This window comes from Ruegeria intermedia, assembly GCF_900129345.1.
GTDB classification, from domain to species: Bacteria; Pseudomonadota; Alphaproteobacteria; order Rhodobacterales; family Rhodobacteraceae; genus Ruegeria; species Ruegeria intermedia.
In genome coordinates this window covers 39,824-56,919 of sequence record NZ_FQVK01000011.1, presented here as the reverse complement: position 1 = coordinate 56,919, position 17,096 = coordinate 39,824, and the positions used below count along the sequence as shown (strand labels likewise).

Sequence of the window (17,096 nt, the reverse complement as noted above, 5' to 3'; positions counted from 1 at the left end):
CCCGGCGGTCAGGCCCAATCGAAGGGTGGCCCGGCGTTTCGGAGGACAAGGGCAACGGACCACCCAGGAGGAAGCAAGGAGGAAACCGCAATGGCGGATCATTCAACAAACTCCGCGCAGACTGCCGAAGCCGGCAAGGGCTATTGGCAGGCAAACCTGCGTCTCATCTACATCAGCCTGGTCATCTGGGCGCTGGTGTCGTTCGGGTTCGGCATTCTGCTGCGCCCGATGCTGTCGGGCATCGCCGTCGGCGGTACCGATCTGGGCTTCTGGTTCGCGCAGCAAGGCTCGATCCTGGTCTTTCTGGCGCTGATCTTCTTCTACGCCTGGCGCATGAACAAACTGGATGCCGAATACGGCGTCGACGAAGAATAAGGGAGCCAGGGGACAATGGATCAGTTTACCATCAACCTGCTGTTCGTGGGCGCGTCGTTCGCGCTCTACATCGGCATCGCGATCTGGGCCCGCGCGGGGTCCACGTCGGAATTCTACGCCGCCGGTCGCGGCGTTCACCCGGTCACCAACGGCATGGCCACGGCGGCTGACTGGATGTCGGCGGCTTCGTTCATCTCGATGGCGGGCCTGATTGCCTTTACCGGCTATGACAACAGCTCGTTCCTGATGGGCTGGACCGGCGGCTACGTGCTGCTGGCGCTGCTGCTTGCGCCCTATCTGCGCAAGTTCGGCAAGTTCACCGTGTCCGAGTTCATCGGCGATCGCTTCTACAGCCAGACCGCGCGCGTCGTGGCGGTGATCTGTCTGATCGTGGCCTCGGTCACCTATGTGATCGGCCAGATGACCGGCGTGGGCGTGGCCTTTGGCCGGTTCCTGGAGGTGTCGAACACCACCGGTCTGCTGATCGGCGCGGGCGTCGTGTTCGCCTATGCGGTGTTCGGCGGCATGAAGGGCGTGACCTACACCCAGGTCGCCCAATACTGCGTGCTGATCACCGCATACACCATTCCTGCGATCTTCATCTCGCTGCAGCTGACCGGCAACCCGATCCCGGCCCTGGGCCTGTTCGGAGACACCGCCGGCGGTGAGCCGCTGCTGACCAAGCTGGATGCCATCGTGGCCGAGCTGGGCTTTGCCGAATACACGACCCATCACGCGAACACGCTGAACATGGTTCTGTTCACCCTGTCGCTGATGATCGGTACCGCTGGCCTGCCCCACGTCATCATGCGCTTCTTCACCGTTCCCAAAGTGTCGGACGCCCGCTGGTCGGCCGGTTGGGCGCTGGTGTTCATCGCGCTGCTGTACCTGACCGCCCCCGCGGTTGGCGCCATGGCCCGTCTGAACATCACCGACATGATGTGGCCCAACGGCGGCATCGAAGGCGGCGCCGTCACCGTCGATCAGATCGACAATGACGCGCGCTATGACTGGATGGCCACATGGCAGAAAACCGGCCTGCTGGACTGGGAAGACAAGAACGGCGACGGCAAGATCCAGTACTACAACGATCAGAACGCCGAAATGCAGGCGCTTGCCGAAGAAAAAGGCTGGGTCGGCAACGAGTTGACCAAGTTCAACCGCGATATCCTGGTTCTGGCCAACCCCGAAATCGCCAACCTGCCGGGTTGGGTGATCGGTCTGGTCGCGGCCGGTGGTCTGGCGGCGGCTCTGTCGACCGCTGCGGGCCTGTTGCTGGCGATCTCGTCGGCGGTGTCGCATGACCTGATCAAGGGCTCGATCAACCCGAACATCTCGGAAAAGGGCGAGCTTCTGGCGGCGCGGATCGCAATGGCCGTGGCCATCGTGGTTGCCACCTATCTGGGCCTCAACCCTCCGGGCTTTGCGGCGCAGACCGTGGCGTTGGCCTTCGGTCTGGCGGCGGCCTCGATCTTCCCGGCGCTGATGATGGGGATCTTCTCGACCCGCATCAACAACACCGGCGCGGTCGCGGGCATGCTGGCTGGTCTGACCGTCACCCTGGTCTACATCTTCCTGCACAAGGGCTGGCTGTTCATTCCGGGCACCAACTCGTTCACCGATGCAGACCCGCTGCTGGGTCCGATCAAATCGACCTCGTTCGGTGCGATCGGCGCCATGGTCAACTTCGCCGTCGCCTATGTGGTGGCCGGCATGACCAAGGAAACCCCGCAGGAGATCAAGGATCTGGTCGAAAGCGTGCGCATTCCCCGTGGTGCGGGCGCGGCTCAGGACCACTGAGCCGGATGCGGTCCGCGATGATCCATCACGGGCCGTTTCCCTCGACCAACTTTTCCCGCCCGGCTGAACCCCGGGCGGGGCTTTTCATTCAAGCGAACGGGCGAACCCATGGCGCTTTCACCTGATCAGATCACCCGATTCCTGAAATCCGTGCACCCCTACGACGCGCTGCCGGTCGAGGAACTGGCCGACATCGCCGCCCGGATCGAAGCGCGCGAGATCGCAAAGGGCACCGTCATCTATCACCGCGGCACGCGGTTGCCCGGCCTGTTCATCATCTACGAAGGCCAGGTCGAGATCACCGACGAAAACGGCGCGGTTGTTTCCCATCTGGGCCTGCGCAACTCGTTCGGCGAGCGTGGTCTGATGCGCGACGGGCGCGCGGTGACCACGGCCACGGCTGACGCGCCCTCGGTTCTGCTGATCATCCCCTCCGACCTGTTTTCCGATCTGCTCAAGCGTCACGTCGTTGTCGCCAAATTCTTCAACCGGGCCCGCCCGGCGCGGCCCGAACAGCAATCGCTGGCCACCACGCGGGTCGAGACTCTGATGGCGCGCAAGCCGGCCACCTGCACCCCGGAAACGAGCGTTCAGGACGCCGCGTGCCTGATGCGCGACCGGGGCATTTCGTCGGTCTGCATCACCCAGCGCGGCGCGTTGCGCGGCATTGCCACGGTTCGGGACCTGTCGGGCAAGGTCGTGGCGGGCGCCCTGCCCCCGACGACCCCGGTGTCACAGATCATGACCCCGGACCCGCTGACCCTGTCGCCCGGCGACATCGGCTCGGACGTGCTGCACGCGATGCTGGAACGCGGCATCGGCCATATTCCCATCACCGAGGGCGGGCGTCTGGTCGGAATCGTCACCCAGACCGACCTGACCCGGTTCCAGGCCGTCAGCTCGGCCGAACTGGTCGGCCGCATCGCGCAAGCCGGGTCGGCGACCGAGATGGCCGCGGTCACGGCCGAGATCCCGAACCTGTTGGTTCAACTGGTGGCGGCGGGCAACCGGCACGAGATCGTCACCCGCCTGATCACCGACATTGCCGACGCCGCAACGCGCCGGTTGCTGGCGCTGGCCGAACGCGACCTCGGCCCGGCGCCCGTGCCCTATCTGTGGCTGGCCTGCGGCTCGCAAGGCCGGCAGGAGCAGACGGGCGTATCCGATCAGGACAATTGCCTGATGCTGGATGACAGCGTCACCGATGCCGACCTGCCCTATTTCGAGGCGCTGGCCAAATTCGTGTCCGACGGGCTGGATAGCTGCGGGTATTTCCATTGCCCCGGCGACATGATGGCGACCAATCCGCGCTGGCGGCAGCCGGTCCGGGTCTGGCGCGACTATTTCAACGGCTGGATCGCCAAGCCCAACCCCGAGGCGCAGATGCTGGCCTCGGTCATGTTCGACCTGCGCCCCATCGGTGGCCGGTTCGAGCTGTTTTCCGACCTGCAGGCCGAAACCCTGCGCGCGGCGCGGGCGAATTCGATCTTCGTCGCGCACATGATCTCGAATTCTCTGAAGCACACGCCGCCGCTGGGCCTGCTGCGCGGGATCGCCACGATCCGCTCGGGCGAGCATCGCAACACGCTGGACCTCAAGCACAACGGCGTGGTTCCCGTGGTCGATCTGGGCCGCATCTACAGCCTGCAGGGTGAATTGACCGGGGTGAACACCCGCGCGCGCCTCAAGGCCGCCGAGGCCGCGGGCGTGCTGAGCCCGTCAGGCGCGCGGGACCTGCTGGATGCCTATGACCTGATCGCGGAAACCCGGTTGAACCATCAGGTCAAACAGATCAGGAATGGCGACAAGCCCGACAACTATCTTGCGCCGTCGGAACTGTCGGACTTTGAGCGAAGTCATCTTCGGGACGCGTTTGTCGTGGTAAAGACGATGCAATCCGCGGTCGGGCACGGCAAAGGGATGCTGGGGTAAAGACCCAGGCCAGGAAGAACGGAAGAGGAAGATGTTTCTTGAGCTGATCGGCACGATTTTCGCGGGTTTTGCCATCGCGGGCCTCGTGATGGGGCTGAACCGGCTGACCGGTGGCCGCCTGCCGAAATGGTCGGCTCCGGTTGCGGCCGGTTTGGGCATGATCGCGGTCACGATCATCAGCGAGTATTCCTGGTACGACCGCACCCGTGACGCCCTGCCCGAGGGCCTGACCGTCGTGCAAGAGGTCGAAAGCCGCGCGCTCTATCGCCCCTGGACCTATGCGGTGCCCTATGTCGACCGGTTTGCGGCCGTCGATACGGCCTCGCTGCGGACCAATGCGCAGGTGCCGGATCAGCGCCTGATCGACCTGTACTTCTTTGGCCGCTGGGCGCCGGTATCCAAGATGCCAATCGCGGTGAACTGCGCCGAGCACAGCCGGGCAAGTCTGGCGGATGGGGCCGAGTTCTCGGATGACGGGCGTCTGGTCGGTGCCGATTGGGTGCCCGTTGGCCCGGATGATCCCGTCGTGTCTGCCACCTGCGGAGCCTGACCATGCTGACCCGCCTGAGCCTGCGCCTGAGAATTTTTCTGTTCTTCTGCCTGCTTGCCGCGGGAGGCATCGCCATCACCGTGATCGCCCTGTGGCTGGGGCTGCGCCGGGCCGACACCGCGGACATGGCCAGCGCCTTCGTGTTCAGCGGCCTGCTGATCTCGTTTGGCTTTCTGGGGCTGGTCGCCGGTGTCTGGCTGCTGTTCGACGACAACGTGGCCAAACCGATCGAACGCCTGTCGGCGCAGCTGCGCGCACGTGCACATGCGGGAGTGGATACCGATCTCGACCTGCAGGCGGCACGCTATTTGGGTGATCTGGCCCCCGCCGCCGCCAGCCTTGCCGAACGACTGGCCAGCACCGCCCTGTCCACGGCCGAGGCTGTGGCTGCTGAAACCGCGCATCTCGCGTCAGAGAAGGAACGTCTGACCGAGCTTTTGTCCGAGATCCCTGTCGCGATGCTGCTCGCGGGGCCAAACCACCAGATCGTTCTGTATGATGCGCAGGCCGCCGAGGTTCTGGCGCAGATTGCCCATCCCCGCCTGAACGCCTCGCTGTTCGACTATCTCGAGCGGAAACCCTTGCTGGACGCCTACGAGAAGCTGGCGAAAGCCGGCATGGATGTCTATTGCACCCTGGCCAGCGTGGACGGGCGGCAGACCTATACCGCACGCATGAAGCCGCTGGGCGACGCGCCGGGCTACATGCTGATCTTCGAGGACAGCGTCGCCCGCATCCCGCCCGAGGCCGCGCGCCCTCTGGTCTATGATTTCGACCTTCTGGACACCCCCGGCGACGAGGCCTTTGAAAACCGCCCCCTGTCGCAACTGTGCTTTGTGGTCTTCGACACCGAAACCACCGGGTTGCTGCCGCACAAGGACGAGATCGTGCAGATCGGCGCCGTCCGTGTCGTCAAGGGGCGCATCGTCGAGGGCGAGCAGTTCGACACGCTGGTCAATCCGGGCATTCCGATCCCACCCGCTTCGACCAAGGTTCACAAGGTCAGTGACCACATGGTGCAGGACGCGCCAGATATCGTGACCGCCGGCCGCAAGTTCCACCATTTTGCCCGCGACGCGGTGATCGTTGCGCACAACGCCCCCTTCGACATGGCGTTTCTGCGCCGTCACGCCAAGCGGATGCAGGTCGAGTGGGATCACCCGATTCTTGACACGGTTCTGCTGTCGGCGGTTCTGTTCGGCGCCAGCGAAACCCATACGCTCGACGCATTGTGCGAAAGGCTTGGCGTGGAAATCCCCGAGACGCTCCGTCATACGGCCTTGGGGGATGCGGTTGCGACCGCTGAAGCGTTGGTGCGCATGCTGCCGATGCTGGCCGCGCGCGGCATGCGGACCTTCGGGGACGTGATCGCGGAAACCCGCAAGCACGGTCGGCTGCTGGAAGACCTGAACTGACCCGACCTGTCGAACGCGAGACAGCTTTTCGTGGACAAATTCGCCGTGGCATGGCACCCCGTGCCCGGCCACCAAACGAGCGCGCGATGACCGAAAGAACATTCAAACCCGGACCCGATCAAAGCATGGCCTTCCGCGAGGCCTTGGGGTGCTTTGGCACTGGTGTGACGGTCGTCACGACCAACACCCCGAACGGGCCGTCGGCCATCACCGTCAACTCGTTTGCATCAGTGTCGCTGGATCCACCATTGGTCCTGTGGTGTCTGGCAAAAGAATCGAACCGTTACCGGGCCTTTCAAGCGGCGCAACACTACGCAATCCATGTCATGGCCGAGGATCAGCAGGATCTGGCCCTTCGTTTTGCCTGCAATGGCCTCGATTTCTCGCATGCAGACTGGTCCCCGGATCACAAGGGTCGGCCGCAGCTGAGCCAGTGTCTGGCCCGATTTGACTGCACATTGTCTGCCCGCCACGAGGCCGGGGATCATCTGATTCTCGTGGGAGAGGTCGAACAGGTCATGTACCGCACCGGCAAGGGCTTGATCTTCAAGCGCGGACAGTTCGGCGGTTTTGCCGACCTCTTGTAATCACTCGTCCAATGACCCGTGGACGGCAAAGGCCTCCAACTCGGCCTCTTGCGGCGTGATCACGCGAAAAGCCTCGTGAACGCCGGACTCGGTCAGGCTGCGGGCGACGGTCAGCAGGGTGTTGGGGGGATGATCGTCGCACATCTCGGACATATGGGCCAGCTCGGCCCGGGCCACGTCCAGCGCCACCTCGACCGAGGGCGCGCCGTAAAGGCGCACGAAATGCTCGGCCAGGTTAGTGGCCAGCCGCTCCATCTCGGCCGGTTCGATCTGCGTCACCGCCACGAAGGTCACGCGCCCGAAGGTTTCAAGCCCCAGCCACCCATTGGCAAAGGCCTGGCGCGCCTTGCCGGCCAGGTCGGCCTCGCCCCAGTTCGAAAACTCGAACCCGCCCGAGATGCACCACTCGCCCGTTCGGGCTGGAGAGTGGAAGACGTTCAGGTCGCTTTCGTCGAAATGGATGGCGCGGGCCAGGTTCAATGGGCGTCCTCCAGCAGATGGGTCAAGGGAACGATCTGCGTGTCCGCCCCGTTCCGCAACAGCATGCCGAACCGCTCATCGGCCCCGAGAAACACGCCGCGATCACCATAGGGCTCTCCCACCCCCTGCAGCAAGCCCATCCATTCCCCGTGCAGGGGTGCGTTGCCATCCTCGGACCAGCGGTTCAGCCAGGTCAGCATGTGGCGCGACCAGCTTTCGACCAGCTGCACCGGGGACACGTCCGCGCAGCCTTCGTCATACAGGGCCGTCACATCGGGCGACTTGCCGGGCTCGTCCCCGGTTTGCAGCAAGGCCAGTTCCCAGCCGACGACCAGCCAGTCGGGCTCGGTTTCCGGATCCGAGGTCGACGCGGCCACACGAAACCGGCCGCACCGGGCCCCGTTGACGAAAATCGGACCATCCCAGCCCAGATGCACCGCCACCTCGGGCGGAGCCAGCGCGCCCAGCGCGTTCTGGAACCCGACGGTGCACAGCGGCAGCATGGTCATGGCGTCCTGCAGTGGCACCTCGGGCGCAAAGACGATGGCCGCGCGCAGGCGATCCGCCTGGATGTTGTAGACGACGCTGCCCGCATCGCAGCCCAGCGCCGCCATGGCCTGCGCATGGTCGAACGGGTCTTCCCCACCCTGCACCGGGTGCCCGGACAGCAACGGGGGAAAGACCGGCTGCGTCATGCCTTGCCCGCGGCGATCAGATCGCGGGCGATCTTGCGGAAGGCCTCGGCCTGCGGGCTGTCGGGTTTGCTGACCACGATCGGCGCCCCGCCATCGGCGGCCACGCGGATATCCAGATGCAGCGGGATTTCTCCCAGCAACGGCACACCCAGTTCGGCAGCTTCGGCGGCGACGCCTCCATGACCGAACACATGTTCCTCGTGCCCGCAGTTCGAGCAGATATGCGTGGACATGTTCTCGATCATGCCGACGATCGGCGTTTTCAACTGGCGGAACATGTCGATGCCCTTGCGCGCGTCAATCAGGGCCACGTCCTGCGGGGTCGAGACTACGATGGCCCCATCCACCTTGAACTTCTGGCTCAGCGTCAGTTGCACGTCACCGGTGCCGGGCGGCAGGTCGACGATCAACACGTCCAGCGCGCCCCACTGCACCTGGTTCATCATCTGCTGCAGCGCGCCCATCAGCATAGGCCCACGCCAGACCACCGCTTGACCTTCGTTGGTCATCAACCCCATCGACATCATGGTGACGCCGTGATTGCGCAGCGGCAGGATGGTTTTGCCATCGGGGCTGGCGGGTCGACCGGACACGCCCAGCATGCGCGGCTGCGATGGGCCGTACACATCGGCATCCAGAAGGCCGACCCGTCGCCCCTCGGCCGCGAGCGCACAGGCCAAGTTGGCCGAAACGGTCGACTTTCCGACCCCGCCCTTGCCCGAGGCCACGGCGATGATCCGGTCGACCCCCGGCACCGCCTGCGGCCCGGTCTGCGAGGGCTTGGGCTTGGGTTTTAAATCCGGCGGCGCCTTGTCGGAATGCGCTGTCAGCAGGGCCGAGACCTTAGCCACCCCGTCGACCATCTGCGCCGCCTTTTCGGCAGTGGCGCGCACCGGCTCCATCTTGTCGGCATTCCTGGGGTCGATCTCGAGAACGAAGCGCACGGTGTCGCCCTCGACATTCAGCGCGCGGACCACGCCCGCGCTGACGATGTCCTGCCCCGAAACCGGGTCGGTGATCTTCTTCAGGTTCGCCAGAACCGCGTCGCGGATGCTCATGCGTCGCCATCCTTGATCTGGCCGGTCACCACGTGTTCGACATCCAGACCGTCGATCGTCAGGACCATCTTGGCCTCAAAGCTTTTGCCCGTCGGATCGCCCGCCTTGCGCAGCGCGTCTTCGATGGCCTGCTGGCTGGTCACGCCAACCTGTTTGAGGAATTTGCGCATCGACATGTTGTAATCGCCGCTCATCGCCGTTGTCTCCGTCTTGTTCGTTCATTTGACGCATTCGCCCTGTCGCCGTTAGGCTGGGCCATGCGCTTTGTTCTTTTGTGCCTGAGCCTGACGCTCTTCGCCAGCCCCTCTTGGTCGCAGGAGGAGATTGGTCTGGCCGCGCCGGACGATGTCGCACGCTCGGGTCTTTTGAAACATATTCTTCCGCGCTTCTCGCTCAAGACCGGAATCCGCGTTGTCGCGGATGATGCGGGCGCGATGGTTCTGGCGGGCGGGCCACCGGGACAGCCGGTGTTTCAGCGCGGCGGCGACATCTATCACCTGCGCATTCAGGACGACCCGCGGCAGGCCCGCTTTCAAGACTGGCTGTTGTCCGACGTGGGCAAGCGCACCGTCGAAAGCTTTGCACCGGCCGAGGGCGACCCGTTCTCGGCCAGTTTCGAAACGGTTGCTGCGCCCGAGTCGGATGCCATCGAAGGCGATGCGGTGCTGGGCGAAAAGCTGTCGCTGACCCATTGCGGGCGCTGTCATGTGATCGGGCCGCAGAACCGGATGAACGGGTTGGGCTCGACGCCGTCCTTCGCGGTGCTGCGCGCGATGCCGGACTGGTCGAACCGGTTCCAGGCATTCTTTGCCCTGAACCCACACCCATCCTTTACCCAGATCGAAGGGATCACTGCGCCCTTCGACCCCGAACGCCCCCCGCCCATTCACCCGCTGAGGCTGACGCAGGACGAGCTTGAGGCGATCCTCGCCTATGTCTCGGTCATCCGCGCGGCTGATCTGGGGGCACCGCTCAAGCTTCAGTGATCCTTGCGCTTGCTGAAGTAGTCATCGGTGGTGACCACCTTGGGCTTAGGCTTTGAGGCAAATGGGTTGTACTGGCTGTGGAACTGCGCCTGCACACGGCAATCGTCACACATCTGGATCATCTTCGCCTGCTCGGACGAGGCGAACATCGGGTGGCTGCCCGCCAGCTTCTCCATGATCCGCTCGACCGTCGATTTCACCCCGAACAGAGCACCGCATTCAATGCAGGCAAAGGGCTCTTCTTCGTTCAGAACACGCGGCGACAGCGCACGGTCGGACAGGTCCAGTTCGGGCACCAGGGTGATCGCGCTTTCGGGACAGATGGTCTTGCACAGCCCGCATTGCAGGCAGGCATCCTGTTGAAAGTTCAGCTGTGGCATGTCGGGGTTGTCGATCAATGCGCCTGACGGGCACAGCGACACGCAACTCAGGCACAGGGTGCAGGCCTCGGTGTCCACCACCACCGCGCCATAGGGTGCGTGTTCCGACAGAGGCAGCGGCTGAGACGCATCGGGGCGCAGCGCCTGCGCCGCCAACCGCGTAATCTGGCGCCGGTTGCCCAGCGGCAGAACCGGCTGGGCCAGTGGCTGCGGCACGTCCTGCGCAAAGAGCAGATCGGCCAGCGCATCGGGATCGGATTCGTCGATCACTCCGACGACGTCCGCGCCGGCGATTGCCAGCGCCAGCGGCAGTTCGCGCTCCAACGCATCCCGCTCGGTCGTCGGGGCCAGCAGGATGTCGACTCGGGCAAAGCCATGAGCCAAGGCAGCCAGCATCTCGGCATGTCCAAAGCCGGACACCACCCCCTGTTCCAGAGGGATCACATCGGCAGGCAGCCCGCGTCCGAACCGCGCGGCCAGCCGGATCATCTCGGCCCCGTGGGCATCATGCACCAACAGGCGCGGGGCGCTCCCTCCGGCCCGACGGAAGGTCGCCGCCAGGGTCTGCATCCGCGCCAGCAGGGCCGCCACCGGCGGATCCTCGTAGCTGATCGCGGTCGAGGGGCACAGGGCCGCGCATTCACCGCAGCCCGCGCAGGCCATCGGGTCGATGGCCACGTGATCTCCGACCGGGGTGATGGCCCCGGTGGGGCAGATGTCCAGACAGTTGGAACAGCCCACCTGCCCGGCCCGCGAATGGGCGCACAGGGTTTCTTCGAGCCGGACATACAGCGGCTTTTCGAAGGTCCCGACCAGCTGCGCCGCGTCAAAGGCCAACCGGGCAACCGCCACCGCATCACGCGGATCGGCGCGCAGGTAGCCTTCGCGCTTGTCCGGGGCCGTCACGAAGGGCGTACCCCCCGCCAGATCGATCAGCACATCGCAGGCCGACACCGCACCGTCGCGCGGCGGGGTCCAGGCAAACGCACCGCGCCCCGCCGGATCAATCTGCTGCAACGCATCCAGCCGCAGGGTGAACCCGCCCAGCGCCCCCGAGACCGACCGGACCCGCGCGCGCACCACGTCAAAGGCCCGGCTGTCAGGCTGCGCATCTTCGGTGACGACCACTGTCACCGCCATCGTGTCCGACAGCCGGTGGGCCAGCTCAAACGCAACCTCCCCCGGCCCGATGATGCAGGCGGTGCCTTCGCTGATGACATCCACGCTGGGCGTGATCGGCTGCTGCAACAATGCCTCGGCCGCCAGCGCCGCCATCTTGGGCATCGCCGCGCGCCCCTGCTCGGACCAGCCGGCCCGGTCGCGTAGATCGACAAAGCCGGGGTGATCCACGCCCAGTTCCTCGGCCAGTTCGCGGAACACTTGGGCCTCTTGCCCACAGGCGATGACGATCTGGTCATCCGACTGCAGCAGCTTGGCCGCAGCGGTCAGTTCGGTGGTGCACAGCGCCGTGTGAACCCTGCTGCATTCAGCACCGCAGGCAGCCGATATCCCCTGCCCGTCCAGGGCCAGACTTCCGGCGCAATCGCACAAGACCAATTTGGTGACCATGTTCCCCCCGCATCTCTCCCTTGCCCCCAACCTTAGACCCAAACGCCGCCCATGCAACGTGTGGCGGCCGGTTCTGGTCAGAAACTCTGTGTCGCCCGCCAAAGTCGGCTGATCGCCGCCGCGACCCATTTGCGACGACTTTTTTCCAGATCACGACCATTTCAGGCCGCCGCGGGCTTGGCACATGGCCCTTTTGTGTACCATAGTGAACCTAAGGGAAAGCAGGGCAGAGCTTTTCCGGGGAGGATCAAAGTGGCCGAGGCTGCAAAACAGATCGAAATGCCGGTTGGCGTCGTCGTGCGCAAGACACCGGGGGTCACGCGCTGGGCCCGGTGGAATTGGCGCGCGGTCGCGGTGCTGCCCGGCGCCCCTCCCGCTGACTGGGTCGAACTGCGCCGCGAGGGCGATGCGGTCGAATACCACGCCGCCACCCTGCCCTTGAAACTCTGGTCCGATGAAACCGAGGCCTATATGGCCAATCTCTCGGACAGCCAGCCATCGCTGTATCTTGTCCTGCGGGACGATGCCGAAGGGGATCGCCCGCTGAACGCGTTTCTGATCACCGCTTCACCTTATGAAGGCCAGGACTATGCCGATACCGGTGAAGAGATCGTGGAAAAGATCCCGATGACCGAAGGCCTGATTGCCTGGGTGCGCGATTTCACTCTGGCCCATCACCGCGATGAGGTGTTCATCAAACGCCGCCGCGACAAGAAACGGGTGGATCTTGTGGAAGACGGCAAGGGCGATGCGCGCATCCGCCAGACCTCGGACGTCTACCGCGCCCCGCGGAGGGCCGTGCAATGAGCGCCCGACAGGATTTCTGGTCTCGCCGCAAGGCCGCCGTGCAGGCCGAAGCGCATGCCGAACAAGAGGCCCTGACCGCGCAGGAGATCGCCGCGCAGCAGGCCGAACTGGAAAATAAGACCGACGCCGAGATTTTGGCCGAGCTTGACCTGCCCGACCCGGACCTGCTGCAGGCGGGCGACGATGTTTCGGGCTTCATGGCCAAGGCCGTGCCGGACCGTCTGCGCCGCCGCGCGTTGCGGCGCTTGTGGCGGTTGAACCCTGTGCTGGCGAATGTAGATGGGCTGGTCGATTACGGCGAGGATTACACCGACGCCGCCTGCGTGGTCGAAAACCTGCAGACGGCGTATCAGGTGGGCAAAGGCATGTTGCGCCATATCGAGGCGTTGGCCGAGCAGACGGAAGCCGAAGGACACCCGGTCGAGGCCGAAGCCGAGCCGGCAACCGAAACGCCCGAGCCTGAAGCCGAGCCCGCGCCCCCTGTCGAAGTGGCAGATGCCATCCAACCGGATGAGGATGAACGCCCCCCGGCCCCGCGGCGCATGAAATTCGAATTCGAAGGATGACCCAATGAACATTCGCGACCCGCAGACGTTCGAAATTTCCCCCGAGGACCGTCTGCGCGCGGATTTCTACAACTTTCTGGGCCTTCTGCTGGCTACGCCACCGGACCAGACCCTGCTGAGCCAGATCGCCGCGCTGTCAGGGGACGAGACCGATCTGGGCCAGGCCATTCAGGCCATGGCCCGCGTGGCCAAAGTGACCAAGCCTGAAGCGGCCGAGCGCGAGTTCAACGCATTGTTCATCGGGCTGGGGCGCGGAGAACTGCTGCCTTATGCCAGCTTCTACCTGACCGGGTTCCTGAACGAGAAACCGCTGGCGCAGCTGCGCAACGACATGGCAGCGCGGGGCATCACCCGGGCGGCAAACGTGTTCGAACCCGAAGACAACATCGCCTCGTTGATGGAGATGATGGGCGGCATGATCGTCGGCCGTTTCGGCGGCCCGGCCACGCTGGAAGATCAAAAGACGTTCTGGAACAAGCACATCGGTCCCTGGGCCGAGCACTTTTTCTCGGACCTGGAAGCAGCCGAGCATTCGGTTCTCTATGCCTCGGTCGGCACCGCCGGCCGGGTCTTCATGGAGATCGAACGCGAGGCCTTCCGCATGACGACGCACTAGGCGGTCGTCATTCGCTGGCGCCCCGACGGGCGCTGAACCGCAAATGGGAAAGGAGGATCCCATGAGCAAGACCAAGGAGACCGGCGCCAGCCGCCGCGACTTCCTGAAACTGGCGGGCACCGCGGCCCCGGCAGCCGTTGCAGCGGCCAGCCTGGGAACCGAGGCCGAAGCGGCCGAGCAACCCTCGGACGAGACCCGCATTCAGGACACGGCGCATACCCGCGCCTATTTCAACAGCGCGCGCTTCTAGGGCGCCCCGGCGACGCCCGGCATCGGTCCGGACGTGGTCACACTCGGCTGACGGTTGCGATTGGCCCTGACGTCGATTTCGAAACACCAAGCCAGCCATTATCAACATGGCCAGCAAGGGAGGAAGGAAATGCTTAGGAAAAAGACCAACGGGGTTGCGAGACGCCCCCAGCGGACAAGTATCCTGTCCCGGATCGGCGAAAAAAGCGTCGATCGCCGCGCGTTCTTGCGTGGCTCGGGCTTGACGATCGGCGGCCTGGCCGCGATCAGCACCACGGGTGGAACCGTGTCGCCCGCCAGCGCCCAGACCGCAGCCAACACGGCTGTCGAGAACATCAAATCCGTCTGCACGCATTGCTCGGTCGGCTGTACCGTGGTTGCCGAGGTGCAGAACGGCGTGTGGATCGGGCAGGAACCCGGTTGGGACAGCCCGTTCAACCTGGGCGCCCATTGCGCCAAGGGGGCTTCGGTCCGGGAACACGCCCATGGCGAACGCCGCCTGAAATACCCGATGAAGAAAGAGGGTGGCGAGTGGAAGCGCATCAGCTGGGAACAGGCGATCGACGAGATCGGCGACGGCATGATGAGCATCCGCGAGGAAAGCGGGCCTGACAGCGTCTATTGGCTGGGCTCGGCCAAGCACAACAACGAGCAGGCCTATCTGTTCCGCAAGTTCGCGGCCTACTGGGGCACCAACAACGTGGACCACCAGGCGCGGATCTGCCACTCGACCACCGTTGCGGGTGTTGCGAATACATGGGGCTACGGCGCCATGACCAACAGCTACAACGACATCCACAATTCCAAGGCGATCTTCATCATCGGCGGCAACCCGGCCGAGGCGCACCCCGTCTCGCTGCTGCATGTTCTGCGCGCGAAAGAGCAGAACAACGCCCCGCTGATCGTCTGCGACCCGCGGTTCACCCGCACCGCGGCCCATGCCGACGAATATGTCCGCTTCCGCCCCGGCACCGACGTGGCGCTGATCTGGGGCATCCTGTGGCACATTTTCGACAACGGCTGGGAGGACAAGGAGTTCATCCGCACCCGTGTCTGGGGCATGGACCAGATCCGCGAAGAGGTCGCCAACTGGACCCCCGAAGAGACCGAGCGCGTCACCGGCGTGCCGGGATCGCAGCTGAAACGCGTGGCACGGACGCTGGCCAACAACCGTCCCGGCACCGTGATCTGGTGCATGGGCGGCACCCAGCACACCAACGGCAACAACAACACGCGCGCCTATTGCGTGCTGCAGCTTGCCCTGGGCAACATGGGCACCTCGGGCGGCGGTACGAACATCTTCCGCGGCCATGACAACGTGCAGGGCGCGACCGACCTTGGCGTGCTGTCCCACACCCTGCCCGGCTATTACGGCCTGTCGGCCGGGGCCTGGGGCCATTGGGCGCGGGTCTGGGGCGAGGATCTGGACTGGCTGAAAGGACAGTTCGACACGATCAAGGACAAGGACGGCAAGGACAAGCCGCTGATGAACGAGCGTGGCATTCCGGTGTCGCGCTGGATCGACGGTGTGCTGGAAGATCCCGAGAACATGGATCAGCCCAACAACGTCCGCGCCATGGTTCTGTGGGGCCACGCGCCCAACTCGCAGACCCGGATGGTCGAAATGAAGACGGCGATGGAAAAGCTGGACATGCTGGTCGTGATCGACCCATATCCCACCGTTTCCGCCGTGCTGCATGACCGGACTGATGGCGTTTATCTGCTGCCGGCGTGTACACAGTTCGAAACCCGTGGCTCGGTCACGGCGTCGAACCGTTCGCTGCAGTGGCGCGACAAGGTGGTCGATCCGCTGTTCGAAAGCCTGCCGGACGAGGTCATCATGGCCAAGTTCGCCAACAAGTTCGGCTGGGCGGATCGGTTCTTCCGCAATATCGAGATGGAGGACCCCGAAACCCCGAATGTCGAGAGCATCACGCGCGAGTTCAACGCGGGGCTGTGGACGATCGGCTATACCGGTCAGTCGCCAGAGCGGATCAAGAGCCATATGGCCAACCAGCACACGTTCGACAGAACGACGCTGCAGGCCGTGGGCGGTCCGAATGACGGCGAATACTACGGTCTGCCGTGGCCGTGCTGGGGCACCGCCGAGATGGGGCATCCGGGGACGCCAAACCTCTATGACATGTCCAAACCGGTGGCCGAGGGTGGCCTGACCTTCCGTGCACGTTTCGGCGTCGAGCGTGACGGTCAGAACCTGCTGGCCGAAGGGGTCTACAGCGTCGGCTCGGAAATCCAGGACGGATACCCCGAGTTCACGATGCAGATGCTGATGGATCTGGGCTGGGATGGCGACCTGACGGCCGAGGAACGCGCGGCCATCGACGCCGTGGCCGGGCCCAAGACCAACTGGAAGACCGACCTGTCGGGCGGCATCCAGCGGGTGGCCATCAAACATGGCTGTGCACCCTTCGGAAACGCCAAGGCCCGCACCGTGGTCTGGACCTTCCCGGATCCGATCCCGCTGCACCGCGAGCCACTGTACACGCCGCGGCGCGATCTGGTGGCCGACTATCCCACCTACGAGGACCGCCAGGCCTATCGCCTTCCGACCTTGTATGCTTCGATCCAGAAGAACGACTTTTCAAAGGATTACCCGATAATCCTGACGTCAGGTCGTCTGGTCGAATATGAAGGTGGCGGTGACGAGACACGGTCGAACCCGTGGCTGGCCGAGCTGCAGCAGGACATGTTCGTCGAGATCAATCCGCGTGACGCCAACAACCTTGGCATTCGCGACGGATCGCAGGTCTGGGTCGAAGGTCCCGAGGGTGGCAAGGTCAAGGTGATGGCGATGCTGACCGAAAGGGTCGGTGCCGGCGTGGCCTTCATGCCCTTCCACTTTGGCGGCCATTTCCAGGGCGCGGACCTGAGGGAGAAATACCCGAAAGGCGCCGACCCGTACGTGCTGGGTGAAAGCACCAACACCGCCCAGACCTATGGCTATGATTCAGTGACCCAGATGCAGGAGACCAAAGCGACTCTCTGCAAGATCTGGGCAGCGTAAGGAGGA

At 64.5% G+C, this 17,096-nt stretch carries 17 protein-coding genes; 12 read left to right on the top strand and 5 right to left on the bottom strand.

Annotation, left to right across the window (positions count from 1 at the left end; all coding sequences use genetic code 11):
• Positions 1 to 90 precede the first annotated feature (90 nt).
• The 6 genes from F3H26_RS09645 (at position 91) to F3H26_RS09620 (ending at position 6,659) form a co-directional block, all read left to right on the top strand.
• The gene (locus F3H26_RS09645) at positions 91 to 375 is read left to right on the top strand and encodes a DUF4212 domain-containing protein (RefSeq protein WP_149775851.1); all 285 of its coding nucleotides are present in this window, start codon (positions 91 to 93) and stop codon (positions 373 to 375) included.
• A 15-nt stretch (positions 376 to 390) separates the two neighbouring features.
• The gene (locus F3H26_RS09640) at positions 391 to 2,175 is read left to right on the top strand and encodes a sodium:solute symporter family protein (RefSeq protein ID WP_149775850.1); all 1,785 of its coding nucleotides are present in this window, start codon (positions 391 to 393) and stop codon (positions 2,173 to 2,175) included.
• A 108-nt stretch (positions 2,176 to 2,283) separates the two neighbouring features.
• Positions 2,284 to 4,107: a DUF294 nucleotidyltransferase-like domain-containing protein gene (locus F3H26_RS09635; protein WP_149775849.1), complete on the top strand. Its 1,824-nt coding sequence runs from the start codon at positions 2,284 to 2,286 to the stop codon at positions 4,105 to 4,107.
• Between the two features lie 31 nt (positions 4,108 to 4,138).
• Positions 4,139 to 4,657 (top strand): hypothetical protein, encoded by a 519-nt coding sequence (locus tag F3H26_RS09630; RefSeq protein WP_149775848.1) that lies wholly within the window; start codon positions 4,139 to 4,141, stop codon positions 4,655 to 4,657.
• Between the two features lie 2 nt (positions 4,658 to 4,659).
• The gene (locus F3H26_RS09625) at positions 4,660 to 6,072 is read left to right on the top strand and encodes a 3'-5' exonuclease (RefSeq protein ID WP_149775847.1); all 1,413 of its coding nucleotides are present in this window, start codon (positions 4,660 to 4,662) and stop codon (positions 6,070 to 6,072) included.
• An 86-nt stretch (positions 6,073 to 6,158) separates the two neighbouring features.
• The gene (locus F3H26_RS09620) at positions 6,159 to 6,659 is read left to right on the top strand and encodes a flavin reductase family protein (RefSeq protein ID WP_149775846.1); all 501 of its coding nucleotides are present in this window, start codon (positions 6,159 to 6,161) and stop codon (positions 6,657 to 6,659) included.
• Here F3H26_RS09620 and F3H26_RS09615 read toward each other — a convergent pair whose 3' ends face one another.
• The 4 genes from F3H26_RS09615 to F3H26_RS09600 are packed head-to-tail and all read right to left on the bottom strand — an operon-like array spanning position 6,660 to position 9,086.
• Positions 6,660 to 7,139, bottom strand: a complete 480-nt coding sequence (locus F3H26_RS09615) for a DUF6505 family protein (RefSeq protein WP_149775845.1) — start codon at positions 7,137 to 7,139, stop codon at positions 6,660 to 6,662.
• The gene (locus tag F3H26_RS09610) at positions 7,136 to 7,834 is read right to left on the bottom strand and encodes a biotin/lipoate--protein ligase family protein (RefSeq protein WP_149775844.1); all 699 of its coding nucleotides are present in this window, start codon (positions 7,832 to 7,834) and stop codon (positions 7,136 to 7,138) included. Before F3H26_RS09610 ends, F3H26_RS09615 begins: the two co-directional genes overlap by 4 nt.
• The gene (locus tag F3H26_RS09605; RefSeq protein WP_149775843.1) at positions 7,831 to 8,892 is read right to left on the bottom strand and encodes an Mrp/NBP35 family ATP-binding protein; all 1,062 of its coding nucleotides are present in this window, start codon (positions 8,890 to 8,892) and stop codon (positions 7,831 to 7,833) included. The genes F3H26_RS09610 and F3H26_RS09605 overlap by 4 nt, the downstream gene beginning before the upstream one ends.
• Entirely contained in the window at positions 8,889 to 9,086 is a 198-nt protein-coding gene (locus F3H26_RS09600; RefSeq protein ID WP_149775842.1) for a DUF6494 family protein, read from the bottom strand. The genes F3H26_RS09605 and F3H26_RS09600 overlap by 4 nt, the downstream gene beginning before the upstream one ends.
• Positions 9,087 to 9,149: 63 nt before the next feature.
• Here F3H26_RS09600 and F3H26_RS09595 point away from each other — a divergent pair, with 63 nt between their 5' ends.
• A complete protein-coding gene (locus F3H26_RS09595) occupies positions 9,150 to 9,878 on the top strand; it encodes a c-type cytochrome (RefSeq protein WP_149775841.1) in 729 nt (242 codons plus the stop codon).
• Here F3H26_RS09595 and F3H26_RS09590 read toward each other — a convergent pair.
• Complete coding sequence (locus F3H26_RS09590; RefSeq protein ID WP_149775840.1) at positions 9,872 to 11,827, bottom strand: 4Fe-4S binding protein; 1,956 nt, start codon at positions 11,825 to 11,827, stop codon at positions 9,872 to 9,874. The genes F3H26_RS09595 and F3H26_RS09590 overlap by 7 nt on opposite strands.
• Before the next feature lie 252 nt (positions 11,828 to 12,079).
• On the opposite strand from F3H26_RS09590, the gene F3H26_RS09585 reads away from it, so the two are divergent.
• The 5 genes from F3H26_RS09585 to F3H26_RS09565 all read left to right on the top strand — a co-directional run bounded on the left by F3H26_RS09585 (position 12,080) and on the right by F3H26_RS09565 (position 17,090).
• A complete protein-coding gene (locus tag F3H26_RS09585) occupies positions 12,080 to 12,634 on the top strand; it encodes a DUF3305 domain-containing protein (RefSeq protein ID WP_149775839.1) in 555 nt (184 codons plus the stop codon).
• Positions 12,631 to 13,200 (top strand): DUF3306 domain-containing protein, encoded by a 570-nt coding sequence (locus F3H26_RS09580; RefSeq protein WP_149775838.1) that lies wholly within the window; start codon positions 12,631 to 12,633, stop codon positions 13,198 to 13,200. Before F3H26_RS09585 ends, F3H26_RS09580 begins: the two co-directional genes overlap by 4 nt.
• Before the next feature lie 4 nt (positions 13,201 to 13,204).
• Entirely contained in the window at positions 13,205 to 13,816 is a 612-nt protein-coding gene (locus F3H26_RS09575; RefSeq protein WP_149775837.1) for a TorD/DmsD family molecular chaperone, read from the top strand.
• 61 nt (positions 13,817 to 13,877) lie between these two features.
• Entirely contained in the window at positions 13,878 to 14,066 is a 189-nt protein-coding gene (locus F3H26_RS09570; protein ID WP_149775836.1) for a twin-arginine translocation signal domain-containing protein, read from the top strand.
• Between the two features lie 129 nt (positions 14,067 to 14,195).
• Entirely contained in the window at positions 14,196 to 17,090 is a 2,895-nt protein-coding gene (locus F3H26_RS09565) for a formate dehydrogenase subunit alpha (protein WP_149775835.1), read from the top strand.
• The last annotated feature ends 6 nt before the right edge of the window (positions 17,091 to 17,096 follow it).